Origin of the sequence: Bradyrhizobium oligotrophicum S58, assembly GCF_000344805.1 — a bacterium.
In the GTDB taxonomy this organism is placed as follows: Bacteria; Pseudomonadota; Alphaproteobacteria; order Rhizobiales; family Xanthobacteraceae; genus Bradyrhizobium; species Bradyrhizobium oligotrophicum.
In genome coordinates, this window is the sequence record NC_020453.1 from 5,464,658 (window position 1) to 5,479,544 (window position 14,887).

At 64.5% G+C, this 14,887-nt stretch carries 16 protein-coding genes; 3 read left to right on the forward strand and 13 right to left on the reverse strand.

Translation table 11 applies throughout. The features are described from left to right. Window positions 1–43 precede the first annotated feature (43 nt). Complete coding sequence (locus tag S58_RS23690) at window positions 44–982, forward strand: LysR family transcriptional regulator (RefSeq protein WP_277996615.1); 939 nt, start codon at window positions 44–46, stop codon at window positions 980–982. 14 nt (window positions 983–996) lie between these two features. Here the strand turns inward: S58_RS23690 and S58_RS23695 are convergent, their stop codons facing one another. The 5 genes from S58_RS23695 to purC form a co-directional block, all read right to left on the reverse strand. Further along, window positions 997–2,301 (reverse strand): C4-dicarboxylate transporter DctA, encoded by a 1,305-nt coding sequence (locus tag S58_RS23695; protein ID WP_015667908.1) that lies wholly within the window; start codon window positions 2,299–2,301, stop codon window positions 997–999. Window positions 2,302–2,541: 240 nt separating this feature from the next. Further along, window positions 2,542–3,924: a DUF1236 domain-containing protein gene (locus S58_RS23700; RefSeq protein WP_015667909.1), complete on the reverse strand. Its 1,383-nt coding sequence runs from the start codon at window positions 3,922–3,924 to the stop codon at window positions 2,542–2,544. Window positions 3,925–4,038: 114 nt separating this feature from the next. Next, the gene (gene purQ / locus S58_RS23705; protein ID WP_015667910.1) at window positions 4,039–4,740 is read right to left on the reverse strand and encodes a phosphoribosylformylglycinamidine synthase subunit PurQ; all 702 of its coding nucleotides are present in this window, start codon (window positions 4,738–4,740) and stop codon (window positions 4,039–4,041) included. Window positions 4,741–4,928: 188 nt separating this feature from the next. Further along, window positions 4,929–5,171 (reverse strand): phosphoribosylformylglycinamidine synthase subunit PurS, encoded by a 243-nt coding sequence (gene purS, locus S58_RS23715; RefSeq protein WP_015667911.1) that lies wholly within the window; start codon window positions 5,169–5,171, stop codon window positions 4,929–4,931. Between the two features lie 24 nt (window positions 5,172–5,195). After that, window positions 5,196–5,963 carry a phosphoribosylaminoimidazolesuccinocarboxamide synthase gene (gene purC / locus S58_RS23720; RefSeq protein ID WP_016843454.1) on the reverse strand — a complete coding sequence of 256 codons (768 nt, stop codon included), beginning with the start codon at window positions 5,961–5,963 and terminating at the stop codon, window positions 5,196–5,198. A 312-nt stretch (window positions 5,964–6,275) separates the two neighbouring features. Here purC and S58_RS23725 point away from each other — a divergent pair, with 312 nt between their 5' ends. After that, on the forward strand, window positions 6,276–6,599 hold the full coding sequence (locus S58_RS23725) for a DUF1476 domain-containing protein (RefSeq protein WP_015667913.1): 324 nt from the start codon (window positions 6,276–6,278) through the stop codon (window positions 6,597–6,599). Window positions 6,600–6,704: 105 nt separating this feature from the next. On the opposite strand, the gene cynS is transcribed toward S58_RS23725, so the two are convergent. The 7 genes from cynS to S58_RS23760 form a co-directional block, all read right to left on the reverse strand. After that, the gene (gene cynS, locus S58_RS23730; protein ID WP_015667914.1) at window positions 6,705–7,193 is read right to left on the reverse strand and encodes a cyanase; all 489 of its coding nucleotides are present in this window, start codon (window positions 7,191–7,193) and stop codon (window positions 6,705–6,707) included. Window positions 7,194–7,239: 46 nt separating this feature from the next. Continuing rightward, window positions 7,240–8,145 (reverse strand): ABC transporter ATP-binding protein, encoded by a 906-nt coding sequence (locus tag S58_RS23735; RefSeq protein ID WP_015667915.1) that lies wholly within the window; start codon window positions 8,143–8,145, stop codon window positions 7,240–7,242. 273 nt (window positions 8,146–8,418) lie between these two features. After that, window positions 8,419–9,258, reverse strand: a complete 840-nt coding sequence (ntrB, locus tag S58_RS23740) for a nitrate ABC transporter permease (protein ID WP_015667916.1) — start codon at window positions 9,256–9,258, stop codon at window positions 8,419–8,421. A 181-nt stretch (window positions 9,259–9,439) separates the two neighbouring features. Continuing rightward, complete coding sequence (locus S58_RS23745) at window positions 9,440–10,825, reverse strand: CmpA/NrtA family ABC transporter substrate-binding protein (protein ID WP_015667917.1); 1,386 nt, start codon at window positions 10,823–10,825, stop codon at window positions 9,440–9,442. A gap of 96 nt (window positions 10,826–10,921) precedes the next feature. Continuing rightward, window positions 10,922–11,797, reverse strand: coding sequence for a sulfurtransferase (locus S58_RS23750; RefSeq protein ID WP_015667918.1), 876 nt, complete (start codon window positions 11,795–11,797; stop codon window positions 10,922–10,924). 48 nt (window positions 11,798–11,845) lie between these two features. After that, a complete protein-coding gene (locus S58_RS23755) occupies window positions 11,846–12,967 on the reverse strand; it encodes an acyl-CoA dehydrogenase family protein (protein WP_015667919.1) in 1,122 nt (373 codons plus the stop codon). A 33-nt stretch (window positions 12,968–13,000) separates the two neighbouring features. Then, window positions 13,001–13,543, reverse strand: a complete 543-nt coding sequence (locus S58_RS23760; protein ID WP_015667920.1) for an OsmC family protein — start codon at window positions 13,541–13,543, stop codon at window positions 13,001–13,003. A gap of 247 nt (window positions 13,544–13,790) precedes the next feature. Between S58_RS23760 and S58_RS23765 the strand changes: the two genes are divergently transcribed. After that, complete coding sequence (locus S58_RS23765) at window positions 13,791–14,471, forward strand: TetR/AcrR family transcriptional regulator (RefSeq protein WP_015667921.1); 681 nt, start codon at window positions 13,791–13,793, stop codon at window positions 14,469–14,471. 170 nt (window positions 14,472–14,641) lie between these two features. Here the strand turns inward: S58_RS23765 and S58_RS23770 are convergent, their stop codons facing one another. Next, window positions 14,642–14,866: a hypothetical protein gene (locus S58_RS23770; protein WP_015667922.1), complete on the reverse strand. Its 225-nt coding sequence runs from the start codon at window positions 14,864–14,866 to the stop codon at window positions 14,642–14,644. Between the last annotated feature and the right edge of the window lie 21 nt (window positions 14,867–14,887).

Sequence of the window (14,887 nt, forward strand, 5' to 3'; positions counted from 1 at the left end):
ATAGATCGCGGCGGGCGGCGGCGCGGAGGACATAGCCATCGACATCCGCGAGCTTCGTTACTTCGTGCAGGTGGCGCGCGCCGGCAGCCTGAGCCGGGCGTCGACGATGCTCAACGTCGCGCAGTCCGCGCTGAGCCGTCAGCTGATGAAGCTGGAGGACGAGCTCGGCGTCGCGCTGCTGGTCCGCCACGGCCGCGGGGTCCGTCTGACGCGCGCCGGCACGACGTTTCTCGAGCATGCCCATGCGGTGCTGCTGCAGATCGATCAGATGCCGGGCGCGGTGCGCTCGCCGGATTCGAGCTTCGCCGGCCACATCGTGCTGGGGGTGCCGCCCGTGGCCGGCCTGCGCATTGCGCCATCGGTGGTGGTCGAGCTGCGTAAGCGCTGGCCGCAGGCATCGGTACAGGTTCGCGAGGGCATCAGCTCCTCGCTCGAGGAGTGGCTGCTGGACCGCCGGCTCGACATCGCCGTGCTCTACAATCCGCCGCCGCTCGACGGCATCGCGCTGGCGCCGATCCTTCACGAGCGCATGGTCGTCGCCGGCCCGCCGGCCAAACGCGGCGAGGCGGTCGCGGAGACCATCAGATGGCGCGAGCTGGCCGGGCTGTCGCTCATCCTGCCGAGCCTTCCGCACAGCAATCGTCGCCTGATCGAGCAGGCCGCCATCCAGAACGGCGCGCGCCTCAACGTCGCCTTCGAGGTCGACAGCGTCAGCATGACCAAGGCCATGGTCAAGCGCGGCCTCGGCGCAACCATCCTCGCTTATGCAGCGGTCGCGGCCGAAGCCAAGCGCGGCGAGCTCACCTTGCGGTCGATCGAGCGACCGCCCCTGATCTCGACCGTCTCGATCGGAATGCCCAGGGAACGGCAGCCGACTTGGCTGGCCGAGGAGCTGCTGGCGCTCGTCCGCGAGGTGATTGCGCAGAGTGTCGCCGACGGCGACTGGCCCGGCGCCAAGATCATCGGCGACTACGTTCGCTGAAGCCTGCGCCGATCTCATTCGCCGGCACCGACGATCGCCGCGCGCGCGGCCTCGGCCTCATCGGCGACCGGTGCCGCCGTGCCCGCGAGATAGGCGTCGAGCTTGGCCGTATCCAGCGCATTCTCCCAGCGCGCGATGACAAAGACGGCGACGGTGTTGCCGATGACGTTGGTGAGCGCCGTGCAGGTCGCCATCAGCCGGTCGATCCCGAACAACAGGCCGAGGCCGTTGAGCGGCAGCACCCGCACCGACTGAAGCGTTGCTGCGAGCTTGATGAAGGCGCCCCCGGCAACCGTCGTTCCGCCCTTCGAGGTCAGCAGCATCACCGCGAGCACCGCCACCTGCTGGCCGTAGGTGAACGGCGTATCGGTGGCCTGGGCGATGAAGCCCACGGCGATCGCCATGTAGATGCCGGTGCCGTCGAGATTGAAGCTGTAGCCGGCCGGCAGGACGAAGCCGACGATCGATCCGTCGCAGCCGGCCTGCTCGAGCTTCTGCATCAGGCGCGGCAGCGCGACCTCGCCGGAGGCGGTGCCGAGCACCAGCAGGAGCTCCTCGCGGATGAGCCGCAGCAGCTTGAGCAGCGACAGCCGCATGATGGCGCAGACGCTGCCGAGAACGACGGCCACGAAGAGGACAGCCGTGATCCAGTAGAGCAGCACGACCTTGCCGAGATAGAGCAGCGTGCCGCTGCCATGGGTGCCGATCGCCGCCGCCATGGCGCCGAAGGCGCCGATCGGCGCCAGCTTCATGATGAAGCCGAGCATGCGGAACAGAATATCCTGCCCTTCCTCGATGCCATGCAGGATCGCCGAGTCCTTCTTCAGGCCGACGCTCAGCGCCGCACCGACCATCACCGAGATCAACAGGACCTGGAGGATCTCGCCCTTGGCGAAGGCGTCGACGATCGTGGTCGGAATGATGCTGAGGAAGAAGCCGACGGCGGTGAAGTTGCTTGCCGAGTTGGAGAGGCGCGTCACGCTCTCATTGAGCGCGAGATTGCCGGCGTGCAGTCCGGCCCCCGGCTGGAAGACGTTGACCGCGATGAAGCCCACGACCATGCCGAGCGTGGTCAGGATCTCGAAATACAGCAGGGATTTGAAAGCGAGCCGGCCGAGCTGGCGCATGTCGCGCACATGGGTCAGGCCGAGCACGACCGAACAGAAGATGATCGGTCCGAGCATCATGCGCAACAGCGCGATGAACGCGTCGCCGAGCGGTTTCATCTGAACGGCGGCCTCGGGCGCCGTCAGGCCGACAACGATCGCGATGATGATCGCGATCAGGACCTGGACGTACAGCTGGCGGATGATCGCCATGGCTCGTTTCGCTCCCCTCATGGACGAGATGGAATCCTCGTTCCCGTTTGTGGGCGAACTAGAGCAGACGCAGGCGCGCTATGTCCAAATCAATCTTTAGATTGCGTGCTATGCCGGCCAGGCATGGCTCGCGGCCAGCGCCCAGACATCGTAACTGAGGCGATCCGGCATGCCGTCGGCGAGCAAAACGGGCGGAAGCGCGTTGCGCTCCCGCCCTTGGCCGCTCACATGGAGCAACTGCTATTGCTGCTGGTCGATGACCTGGACCACCTTCTGGTCACGCGGATCGATCAGCACGACCTGATCGCCGATCGCCAGATACTGGTAGTTCGCGAGTTCCGGATTGGCGCGGGCGAGTTCGTCGGGCACGCGACGCAGGCTCAGGCAGCTCGAGCCGGATGAGGTTGATGACGACGTCGTCGTCGATCCGACGGTGCCCGTCTCCGTCGCCGCGCGGCGCAGGATCTGGCGCTGATCGTCGGACAGCACGATGCGGGTCGAGTTCACGCCATAGCTGCCGCGGTCATAGCCGCCGCGATCGGCGCGCATGCCGTTCTGCGGGATGACGTCGACGATCTCGCGGCTGCGCGGGTCGATGATCGCGATCTCGTCATGCACGACCGTGTATTCGTAGCCGCGATATTCCGGCACGATGGTCACGATGTCGGTCGGCAGCGGACGCGGCCGCACGCGCTCCGGCAGGCGCTCGCCGACGTTGATGCGAATGTCGATATCAGTGCGGGCGCGGTCGAAATCGTGATCGCGGCGCAGCTGATCGACCACGCGCGTCTTCTGCTGGTCGTTCACCGAGACCTGCGTGCTGGTGCGGTTGCTGTTGGTCTGGGCCTGATTGTTGGCCTGTCCAGTCGCATCCGGCTTGCTCGCGCCGGCCGGACCGGTCGGCTGGTTCTGCTGCGCGGTGGTATTCTTGTTATCAGTGCTGCCCGGCTGGTCGGCCTGTTTGTTGCGATCGGTGGCCTGCTTGTCAGTGGCCTGCTTGTCGGCGGCCTGCTTGTCGGCGGCCTGGTCCGACGTACCGGTCTTGCGTTCATCCTGGCTTTGCCGGCTCTTGTCGGCGCCGTTGCGATCGGCCTCGCGATCCGACTTCCGGTCCGTCGCGCCCGACTTGGTCTCGGTGGCCCGATCCTCGCCCTTGCGCGGCTCGTCGGCGCGGCCCTGCTGCTGCTTCGCGTCAGCCTTGCCCTTGCTGTCCGGCTGCTTGTCGGCCTGCTTGCTGTCGGACGGCGACTTGGTCTCTGCGCTCTCCTTGGCGTCGCGATCGCGCTGGGCCGAGGCGGGTCCGCCCTTGCTCTGTTCTGCGCTCTGCTTGGCATCGTGCGCCGAGCGCTCCGGCGAACGCTCTTGAGCCTGTTCCCGGCCCGCTGCCGCCGGCGACGGCTCGCTGCGGCGCAACTCCTGCGCGTTCTGCTTCGTCTCTGACGCGCCGCGTTCCGTAGCCGCTGCACCGCCCTTGGCCTCAGCGGCCGGACGCGCTGCCTCGCGCGGCGACGCAGCTGCAGCGCCGCCCTCGTGCTTCATCTCCGATTGCGCCGATGCAGCACCCGATGCCGTGCCGATCGTGAGGATGATTGCGGCCGTTCCCAGCCAATGTTTCGTCGTCATATGAAAACCTCCTTGGTTCCATGCCCCGTGGGAATCGGGCGGACAACGCAAACAGCCGCCCGGCGTTGCCGGACGGCGCGAGAAAAAACTACGGAACGATTTGGATGAACGGCGTCAGGCCGCGCGATCGAGATGGGCGACCAGGCCGGCGAACAGGCCGCGGCCGTCGGTGCAGCCCATGATGTCCTCGACGTGATTCTCGGGATGCGGCATCATACCGAGCACATTCCCGTTCTCATTGACGATGCCGGCGATCGAATGCGCGGCGCCATTGATGTTGCTGGTGTCGCCGACGTTACCTTCCGCCGAGCAGTAGCGATAGAGCACGCGGCCGTCGCCGTTGAGCCGCTTCAGCGTCTCCTCGTCCGCGGCATAATTGCCCTCGCCATGCGCGACCGGCACGCGGATCACCTGGCCCGCATTGTAGCCGCGGGTGAACGGCGAGTCCGAGCGCTCGACCCGCAGATGCACGTCCTTGCAGATGAATCTGAGCCGGTCATTGCGCATCAGGATGCCCGGAAGCAGCCCCGATTCGCACAGGATCTGGAAGCCGTTGCAGACGCCGAGCACGAGGCCGCCCTTGGCCGCGTGATCGCGCACCGCATCCATGACGGGCGCCCGCGCCGCGATCGCGCCACAGCGCAGATAATCGCCATAGGAGAAGCCGCCGGGGACGACGACCAGATCGGTGCCCTTGGGCAGCGACGTCTCGGCGTGCCAGACCATCGCCGGCTCATGGCCGGAGATCATGCGCAGCGCCCGCGCCATGTCGCGTTCGCGATTGATGCCGGGGAAGACGAGAACGGCGGATTTCATGATCTTTAAGTGCTTGCTCGAGGATCGCTCCCTCGCGGCCACGCGAGAGTATTTGAGTCAGACGAGAGCTCCCGGTTCAACGCGCGCACGCCGGCAAGGAGATCATCGACCGAATGTTCGACATGGACCAAGTCACGCGAGATCTCCAGCATAAGCTCGTAGATCTCGCGGACCGTCACAGCCATCGCCTACCCCAAGAGCTCCACCCGGTAATTCTCGATCACCGTGTTGGCGAGCAGCTTGTCGGCGGCCGCCTTGAGCGCAGCCTCCGCCTTGGCCTTGTCGGCACCGGCGAGCTCGATGTCGAACACCTTGCCCTGCCGCACGCTCGCGACGCCGTCGACGCCAAGCGATTTCAGGGCACCCTCGATCGCCTTACCCTGGGGATCGAGGACACCGGATTTCAGCGTCACCGTGACACGCGCTTTCACGTCATTCACCTCAGAAACTTGCCCTTAGCTCTTGACCAGGACCGGACCGGAGCCCGCCGGACGCTCGTTCTCGATGAGGATGCCGAGCCGCTTGGCGACCTCAGTATAGGCCTCCAGAAGGCCGCCAAGATCACGGCGGAAGCGGTCCTTGTCGAGCTTCTCGTTCGACTTGATGTCCCACAACCGGCAGGAATCGGGGGAAATCTCGTCGGCGACGATGATCCGCATCATCTCGTTCTCGAACAGCCGGCCGCATTCCATCTTGAAATCGACGAGGCGGATGCCGATGCCGAGGAAGAGCCCGGTCAGGAAGTCGTTGACGCGGATGGCGAGCGCCATGATGTCGTCGATCTCCTGGGGGGTGGCCCAGCCGAACGCGGTGATGTGCTCCTCCGACACCATAGGGTCGTTGAGCTGGTCGTTCTTGTAATAGAATTCGATGATCGAACGGGGCAGCTGGGTGCCTTCCTCGATGCCGAGGCGCTGCGACAGCGAGCCCGCCGCCACGTTGCGCACGACGACCTCGAGCGGCACGATCTCGACCTCGCGAATCAGCTGCTCGCGCATGTTGAGCCGGCGGATGAAGTGAGTCGGCACGCCGATGTCGTTGAGGTGCTGAAACAGGTACTCCGAGATCCGGTTGTTGAGGACGCCCTTGCCTTCGATCACCTGGTGCTTCTTGGCATTGAAGGCGGTGGCGTCGTCCTTGAAGTGCTGGATCAGGGTGCCCGGCTCGGGACCTTCATAAAGGACCTTGGCCTTGCCTTCATAAATGCGACGCCGACGGCTCATTGGGATGTACCGTGTTTTGTTGAAATCCATGAAATGGTGGGCTCCGGATGACTTTAGGACAGGACCACGACGGAGCTGCCGCGAGGGCCTGGACCTGAATGAAACAGAACAAGAACCGGGCCTGTGGGAAACCTATCTCATTGGTGTCCCGAGCACAATCGATCCAGACCGTGGGAGCGGAGTTTTACCGCCCTTCCCTGCGGCCCCGTATCCGTTGTATTGGCAAGGTGTTCCAATTATTTAGGCGTGCGGACACCGACCCGCAACCGCCTGCGCGGTTAACCCTTTTCGGCAACACTGGAAGTTCCGGCCATGACGACGTTCGATAAGCGCGAGGACGCCTTCGAGAGGCAATTCGCCCATGACGAGGAATTGAAATTCAAGGCGGAAGCCCGCCGCAACAAGCTCCTCGGCCTGTGGGCGGCCGAAAAGCTCGGCAAGAGCGGCGCGGACGCCGATGCCTATGCCAAAGAGGTCGTCGCGGCCGATTTCGAGGAAGCCGGCGATGCCGACGTGCTTCGCAAGGTGCTGGGCGATCTCACCGCCAAGGGTGCCGCCGTCACCGAGGCGGACGTGCGCGCCAAGATGAGCGACCTGCTCGCGACCGCCGTGGCCCAGATCAAGGCGGGACAGTGAGAAGAAGCGAATAGCGACGGGAGGCGAATAGCGAATGGCGAGTAGCGAATAGGGAGATCCTTCCCCGACCGCTACGCCCTGCTCGCTATTCGCACTCCCTGTTCGCTACTCTTCCTTGAAGCCATATTCCGGCACGTTGCCGCTGGCGCCGTAATATTTGTACGGCAGGAACTTGCCCGACATCGAGATCTTGACGCGATCGCCCTTCGGATTGGGCAGGCGCTCCATCACCATGTCGAAATCGATCGCCGACATGATGCCGTCGCCGAACTCCTCCTGGATCAATTCCTTCCACGCCGGGCCGTTGATCATCACGAGCTCGTAGAAGCGGTAGATCAAAGGATCGGTCGGCGGCATCTGCACGCCCTCGCCCCGCATCGGCGTCTCGTTCAGCATCGAGATTTCGCTCTTGGAGAGGCCGAACAGCTCGCCGGCGTTGGCCGCCTGCGGCTTGGTCAGCTTCATCTGGCCGAGAATGGCGCCGACGATCAGCACCTCGGAATAGCCGCCGATCTGCTCGCAGATGTACTTCCAGCTCCAGCCCTTCTCGCGCTTGATGTCGAGCAGCTTCTCGGTGAGGTCGGATCGCTTCATGCTTGGTCTCCCTTGATGGGCCTTCGTTGAGGGTTTCTTCTGAGCGTCAGCGCGCGACCGCCTGCGGCGCGTCGCTCTCGGCCGGCTTGGACACGACGATCGTCGGCTCCGTCCGGCCAATCTTCACCACCGGCACCTTGCGCGGATCGTGATCGGGCGTCTCCGCGGTGAAGATCTTGCTGCGGCTGACGAGGAAGTCGATGATGTGGTTGCGCAGCGCGTAGTACAGCGGATGCCGGTGCAGGTCACCGCGCAGACGATCTTTCGGCAGCGGGTTCTCGACGATCTCCGCCAACACCGCGCCGGGCCCGTTGGTCATCAGCACGATCTTGTCGGCCAGATAGATCGCCTCGTCGACGTCGTGGGTGATCATGAACACGGTCTGCCCGGTCTCGACGCAGATGCGCCGGACCTCGTCCTGCAAGGTCCCGCGCGTCAGCGCATCCAGCGCCGAGAACGGCTCGTCCATCAGCATGATCTTCGGTGTGATCGCCAACGCCCGGGCAATGCCAACGCGCTGCTTCATGCCGCCGGACAGCTCCGACGGCCGCTTGTGCTCGGAGCCGGCGAGGCCGACGAGTTCGATGTATTTCAGCGCATGCGCCTTGACCTTGGCGCGATCCCATTTGCGCCATTTGGATGAGACCGCATAGGCGACGTTGCCGAGCACGGTCCGCCACGGCAGCAGCGCATGGCTCTGGAAGATGACGGCGCGGTCGAGGCTGGGGCCTTCGATGGCCTGGCCGTCGACGACGACCACGCCCTCGCTCGGCGCATCGAGCCCGGCGAGGATGTTGAGCACCGTCGTCTTGCCGCAGCCGGAATGCCCGATCACGCAGACGAACTCGCCGCGGGTCATGCCGAGCCACAGGTTCTCGAAGATCGTCGTGCTGCGCGCGCCATCATAACGCTTGGCAATGCCCTCGATGGAGATGAATTTGTCGGAGGTCATCCTCGAACTCTCCACGAAGCACGTGCGCTCCCTCTCCCCGTTCTTACAGGGTCGCGACGAGCTTCGCTCGCGCTGAGAGGGTCGGGGTGAGGGGCAGCCCCGCGAGAGGTGCGCGTGGAGCGTAGAGGTAAGGGGCCGGCGCTCCGGGAGTGTACGTCGAGAGACCTGTACCCCCTCACCCGGATCGCCCGCTGACGCGCGCGATCCGACCTCTCTCCGCAGGCGGGGAGAGGTAAGAAGGCAGCTTCGCTTGGGATCACGACCGTCATACCCCTACTCCGGAAACGTCACGAGCCGCGAGACTCGGGCCAGGATCTGGTCCAGCGCCATGCCGACGAGACCGATCAGCAGGATGGCGATGATCACGTTGGTGATCGACAGGTTATTCCACTCGTTCCAGACGAAGTAGCCGATGCCGGTGCCGCCGACGAGCATCTCGGCGGCGACGATCACGAGCCAGGCGATGCCGATCGAGATCCGCATGCCCGTCAGGATCGTCGGCGCTGCGGCGGGCAGGATGACCGTGAAGGCCCGGCGAAAATTCCCGACTTCGAGCGTGCGGGCGACGTTGATCCACTCCTTGCGGACGCTGGCGACGCCGAAGGCGGTGTTGATCAGCATCGGCCACACCGAGCAGATGAAGATCACGAAGATCGCCGACAGGCTGGAATCCTTGATCGTGTAGAGCGCGAGCGGCATCCAGGCGAGCGGCGAGATCGGTTTGAGGATCTGGATGAACGGATCGAGCGCCTTGCTCATCAAGGGCGACATGCCGATCAGGAAGCCGAGCGGAATCGCGATCGCCACAGCAATCAGATAGCCGAGCATGACCCGTCCCAGCGAGAAGGCGAGCTGGATGCCGAGGCCTTTGTCGTTCGGTCCATTGTCATAGAATGGCCGCTTGAGATGCTCCCACAGCTTGACGCCGACATCGAGCGGCCCGGGCATCGCGGATTTGCCCTGCGTGGCGGTCAGTCCCATCAGCTTGGCGTATTCGGGACTCATGGTGGCGGTCGTGCCCGTGCTGCGCGTGGCGAGGTGCCAGGCCCCGAGGAACACGGCGAGCAGCACGATGGAGACCACGGCGGCGCGCAGGCGGAGTGAGGCGGTCATACGTCGCCCCACCAACAGCTGTCGTCCCTGCGAACGCAGGGACCCATAACCACCGCCGGCAGTTGGTGGAAAAGATTGTCGCTACCGCCCCTACCCCAAGACAGGTCACGGCGTATGGGTCCCCGCGTTCGCGGGGACGACAGCGGTGGCCTGGTCGGCAGCGTCACGTCTAACTCCCCCATCACGACGCCTTCTTGATCTTGAAGCTGGCGACGTAGTCATCCGGCTTGGTCGGATCGAACGGCTTGCCCATCACCGAGAACGACTTGTAGGAGTCTTTCGGCGGCGTCAGGCCCATCTCGGTCATGACCTTGCGGGTGTCGGTGGCGAGATAGATCTGCTCTGCGACCGATTTGTAGTCGACGTCGCCCTTGATCTGGCCCCAGCGCTTCATCTGGGTCAGCATCCACACCGCGAAGGACTGCCACGGGAACGGATCGAAATCGACCCGCTTCGGATCGGTCTTCACCCCGCCGAGGCCGTCGGCATAGGTGCCGGTCAGGACCTGCTCCAGCACCGTCACCGGCGCGTTGATGTAGTTGGCCGGCGCGATCGCCTCGGCGATCTGCTTGCGGTTCTCGGCCTTCGCCGCGTACGCCGTTGCATCGACGATGGCGCGGGTCAGCGCGGCAAAGCTGTTCGGGGCGGCCGTGATGAACTCGCGGCTGGCCGCGAAGCTGCAGCAGGGATGGCCGTCCCAGATCTCCTTGGACAGGATGTGCAGGAAGCCGACACCGTCATAGATCGCACGCTGGCAGATATTGTCGGGCGCCAGGAAGCCGTCGATGTTGTCGGCGCGCAGGTTCGCCACCATCTCCGGCGGCGGCACCGAGCGCAGCTGAACATCGGTATCAGGATCGATGCCGTGCTCCGCGAGATAGTACCGCAGCAGATAATTGTGCATCGAATAGTCGAATGGAATGGCGAACTTCATGCCCTTCCAATCCTTGGGATCGCGCTTGTCCTTGTGCTTCATCGCCAGCACGATGCCCTGCCCGTTGATGTTCTCGATCGCAGGCACGGTGAACGGGATCGGCTGCGCACCGAGGCCGAGCGAGATCGCGATCGGCATCGGCGCCAGCATGTGCGAGGCGTCATATTCCTTGTTGATGGTCTTGTCGCGGATCACGGCCCAGCCGGCGGTCTTGACGACCTCGACGTTCAGCCCGGCCTTGGCGTAGAAGCCGAGCGGCGCGGCCATGATGATCGGCGTCGCGCAGGTGATCGGGATGAAGCCAACCTTGAGGTCCTTCTTCTCCGGCGTGCCCGCTTCGGCGAAGGCTTCCGTCGCCGTCTTCAGCGGGAAAAACTGCGAAACCGCGGCGAGCGCCGTGGCGGCGCCCACCGACTTCAGGAACGCACGTCGCGTCGTGGCTTCCGGAAATACCGCGCGCAGCACGGCTGACGCCACGACGTTCTCATAACGCTTCTCATGAGAGAGGGCCACTGGCTCACAGCGCAGCGCCAGCGCGGCGTGCTCATGTTCGGCCGGACTGCGATGCTGGCCGCAAATACAACCGGCATTCACGTTTGCCTCGGCATCGAACGGATCATCGAAAATCGACATGTGCTGCGCCCCTTTGTCACACCTGCGCTGACTGCGCCCTCGAACGGCTCATCCGGCCGCATTTTTCAGCGGCCGGATGTGCATATCATGCAGCTTCTATGCCGCTTTGCTGGTCAGCGCCGGCGTTGGCAGGCCCTCTTCGATCGGCAGCGACGGGTCGCGCGACCACTCGTTCCACGAGCCGAAGTACATGCGCACATCCTTCACGCCGGCGTTCTTCAGTGCGAGGAACGTGTTCGACGCGCGTGCGCCCTTGAAGCAGTAGAGATAGACCGGCGTGTCGACCGTGATGCCGACGGTGGCGCATTCGGCGAGGATCTCGTCCTTCGACTTGAAGCGCGGGCCTTCCCCGGTCGGCTTCATCATGCGGTACCATTCGAGCCAGACGGCGCCGGGGATGCGCCCCTTGCGCGGGCAGAAATCCTTGCCGTAGGGCGAGGACGAGTCCCCGATCCACTCGTCGACATCGCGGACGTCGAGGATCGCGATGGCCGGATTGCCGACGGCGGCCAGCATGGCCTTGGCGTCGATCAGGATGCTGCCCGCCTCCGGCACGATCGCGAACGAAGCCTTGGTTGGCGACGGCACATCTGTGGTCACCGGCATGCCGGCGGCGACCCAGGCGTCGTAGCCGCCGTGCAGCACCTTGACCTTGGGATAGCCGAGCATGGTCAGCAGGAAGTAGCCGCGGCACGACTGGCCGAAGCCGGAGTTCATCGACTGCTCATAGACGATTGCGGTCTCGCTGCCGGACAGGCCAGCTGCGCCGAACGCGTCGGCGAACTTGGTCTTCAGTTCTTCCATGCCTTCGGGAGTCGACGTCGCGAGATAGGTGAAGATCTCATGGACGTTGACGGCGCCGGGAAGATGTCCCGCACCATAGGCGTCGGGATTGCGCGTGTCGATCACGACACACGGCTCGGTCTTGATGAACTCGGCGAGTTCGCCGGCAGTAATCAGAACGTCCGTCATGGCAGGCCTCTCCTGGTGGGATGTGTTGGTGTGCCGTTCTCGCCGGCGTCAGCCGTCGGCGAGCATCTTGCGGAGCTGTTTGGTCGCGGGGGTCACGATCGCGACGAAATAGGCCTCGCGCAGGCGACGTTCGGCGCGATTGCCCTTGAGGTAGCCGCGCGCTCCGCAATGGAGCATCGCGGCATGAGCCGCAGCGACGCTGGCCTCGCCGGCCCGCAGGCGCAGAGCAACGACCTTGCGCCAGTAGGTCTCGTCGGTGTTGTAGGGATCAGCGGCGAGAATGGCCGTCTCAGTTGCGAGCTCGTCGGCGAGCGCACGGAAGTCGACCGGCTGTTGCGGCAGATAGCGGTTGACGTGGCCGAGCGGCGCCGCGACCTCCTGCATGATCTTGATGCAGTCCTTGATCAGGCCGAGCGCCATGCCGGCCTGCAGCAGGATGAAGCCGGCCCGGATCTTCTTCACGAACGGACCAGCGGGATCGGCGAGGATCAATTCGTCCGGCACGAACAGGTCGCGGAACTGGATGCCGTAGGTGCCGGTGCCGTCCATTGCCAGGAACGGCTGGCATGGCTGCAAGGTCACCGCCGGATCGGCGCAATCGGCGACGAACATCACGATCTCGCCGGGCGCATCCTCGCGTTCGAAGATGGTGCCGAACATGTGGTCCGGCCCCAGGTTCGAGACCCAGGGCAGCGCCCCGCGCACGACGTAGCCGCCCTCGACCTTCCGGCCCTTCAGCTTGAGCTTCTCGATGCCGAAGAAGCTCTTCATCGGGTTGGAAAGCCCGGTGCCGCCAAGCAGCCGACCGCTCGCGACATCGTCGAGCAGACGCTCCTTCAGCGTTTCGTTCGACGAATTGGCGACGTACCAGACCAGCGTATTCTGGCACCACGCCATGAACGCCGAGGCGCCGCAGACCTCGCCGATCGCACCGATCGCGTCGATGGCGCAGTTGAGATCAGCCGCTCCATCTTCCGGCACGTGGCTGCTCCACGCACCGACCTCGCCGAAGCGGCGGAGCACGTCAGCCGGGTACACCGTTCCGGCGTCGATTCCGCAGGCCAGCGGCGCGAGCTCGTTGCGCGCGATCGCCGCGACCTGCTCCACGATCGACGGCACGGGCATCACGCCCGCGCCATCGATCGCCAGATGCTGTCCGAGTGAACCCATGACGTCCTCCGCTTCTCAGGCACTCAACCCAGATCAGATCCCGACTTCGAGATTGACCGGGCGCGTGAAGGTGTTGGCGACCGGCGACCACTTCTTCACGTGATCGACCAGGGCCTGAACCTCGTCCTTGGAGATGCCTTCGCACTCCATGTCTACCTTGACGCGCACATCGGTGAAGCCGACCGGCTTCTCGCTCACGTCGCCTGTGCCCCAGACAGCGGTGATGTTGAGGTCGCCTTCGAGCTCCAGTTCGAGCTTGTTGACGGTCCAGCCGCGATGCACGGCGTTGGCGTGCAGGCCGACGGCCAGGCACGAGCCGAGCGCGGCCAACGAGGCTTCCGACGGATTCGGCGCAGTGTCGTCGCCGAGCAGGCCCGGCGGCTCGTCAACGATGTAGGGTGCGAGGTTGCGGATGTAGTTGGCGTGACGAAACTTGCCTTCGGCCACGGTCTTGCACTTCAGGGTCTTGATGACCTTGGGGTTGGCCTTGCCGTTGGCGATGAGCTGTTCGAGCCCACCTTTGTCGATGGGGGCGAGGCAGCCCGTCAAAGCCGTCTTTTGAACCACAGCGGTCATCTCATTTCTCTCCCTGGGATGAGGATACCGAACGGTCTGTATCCTGCACGAAGCGTGCCAGCGAGACCGGATTTCAAAAGGCGGAATGATCTTCGCGGCTTACACGATCATGGCGGAACGGCGTCTGCTCCCGCCTGCTCAAGTGCGATGCAGAATGCTGCCCATCGCGATCAAATTGAGCGCAACGCCGCCCCAACGGCATCAGCAGTCTTGCTGACTCGGGCGCACAGCGATTAAGCTTGCGCCCATGGGCAAGTCAGCTGCGGGCAAACGAACCGGCAAGAAGCCAGCGGTCGCGAGAACGATGGCCACTGTTGATGATGAATCCGCGCGCGGCCGCCTGCTCGGCGCGGCGACGCATCTGTTCTGCAAGAACGGCATCAACGCCACTGGCATTGACGCCATCATCAGCGAGGCCGGTACCGCCAAGACCACGCTCTACAAGCTGTTCGGGTCGAAGACCGCGCTCGTCACCGCCGTGCTGGAAAGCGAAGGCAGGCAGTGGCGCGAATGGTTCATCGCGGAGATGGAGACCGGCGGCGGCGATGCGCAAACCAAGCTCACGCGCATCTTCCCGGCGCTGAAGAGCTGGTTCAGCGAGGAGCGCTTCTACGGCTGCCCGTTCATCAATGCGGTGGGCGAGCACGACAAGGATCAGAAGCAGTTTCGCACCATCGCGATGCGCCACAAGAAGGTGGTGCTGGCCCATATCGAGAAGCTCGCCCGCGAGATGGGGGCCGTGGAGCCGGAGAGCTTTGCGCATCAGCTCGCGCTGTTGATCGACGGCGCGATCGTGGCGGCGATGGTGTCGCGCAATCCGGAGGTTGCCGACACGGCCGGCCTGGCGGCGAGCGCGCTGTTCGAGCCGGCGAAGCAAAAGACGGCCAAGCGTCCCGGAAAAGCTGATCCGCAGCTTGCGACGGTGTAGACTAGGCCCATCGTCGCCGTCACGTTGGTACCCGGGCTACGAGCTTTTCGTTTGAAGGGAGAGATGGTGCGTTACTTGCGTGGATCGTAGGGCCGCGCGCATCGCGATCCAAGAGCAATCGCGATCCAAAAGCAAACGTCCTGCCGTTGCAGCGGACCACGTCGCGAGACCTAGCGAAAGTAATCCGTCACGAGCTGAATATCCGCACGATCCGCGCCCGCGCCGTTGAGGCTCGCATCGATGACGCGGCGACAGGCCGCGACCGCGGTCTCGTCGCCGAGCTCGTTGGCGGCTTCGAGCACGTGCCAGGCCGCGTCGATCGCTGCGTGATCGGCCGACGCCGCGCCACGGCCAGGCTGTTGCCGGTCGGCGGGTCGGAAACCCAGATCATTCATTCGCGATCACCTGTCGTTTCA

Coding starts and splice junctions, on each gene's coding strand:
- S58_RS23735 (WP_015667915.1), bottom strand. CDS start 8,145: ATGACCTCCGACAAATTCATCTCCATCGAGGGCATTGCCAAGCGTTAT.
- S58_RS23765 (WP_015667921.1), top strand. CDS start 13,791: ATGGGCAAGTCAGCTGCGGGCAAACGAACCGGCAAGAAGCCAGCGGTC.
- purQ (WP_015667910.1), bottom strand. CDS start 4,740: ATGAAATCCGCCGTTCTCGTCTTCCCCGGCATCAATCGCGAACGCGAC.
- S58_RS23760 (WP_015667920.1), bottom strand. CDS start 13,543: ATGACCGCTGTGGTTCAAAAGACGGCTTTGACGGGCTGCCTCGCCCCC.
- S58_RS23695 (WP_015667908.1), bottom strand. CDS start 2,301: ATGGCGATCATCCGCCAGCTGTACGTCCAGGTCCTGATCGCGATCATC.
- ntrB (WP_015667916.1), bottom strand. CDS start 9,258: ATGACCGCCTCACTCCGCCTGCGCGCCGCCGTGGTCTCCATCGTGCTG.
- S58_RS23750 (WP_015667918.1), bottom strand. CDS start 11,797: ATGACGGACGTTCTGATTACTGCCGGCGAACTCGCCGAGTTCATCAAG.
- purC (WP_016843454.1), bottom strand. CDS start 5,963: ATGAGCCGTCGGCGTCGCATTTATGAAGGCAAGGCCAAGGTCCTTTAT.
- cynS (WP_015667914.1), bottom strand. CDS start 7,193: ATGAAGCGATCCGACCTCACCGAGAAGCTGCTCGACATCAAGCGCGAG.
- S58_RS23725 (WP_015667913.1), top strand. CDS start 6,276: ATGACGACGTTCGATAAGCGCGAGGACGCCTTCGAGAGGCAATTCGCC.
- S58_RS23745 (WP_015667917.1), bottom strand. CDS start 10,825: ATGTCGATTTTCGATGATCCGTTCGATGCCGAGGCAAACGTGAATGCC.
- S58_RS23770 (WP_015667922.1), bottom strand. CDS start 14,866: ATGAATGATCTGGGTTTCCGACCCGCCGACCGGCAACAGCCTGGCCGT.
- S58_RS23755 (WP_015667919.1), bottom strand. CDS start 12,967: ATGGGTTCACTCGGACAGCATCTGGCGATCGATGGCGCGGGCGTGATG.
- S58_RS23700 (WP_015667909.1), bottom strand. CDS start 3,924: ATGACGACGAAACATTGGCTGGGAACGGCCGCAATCATCCTCACGATC.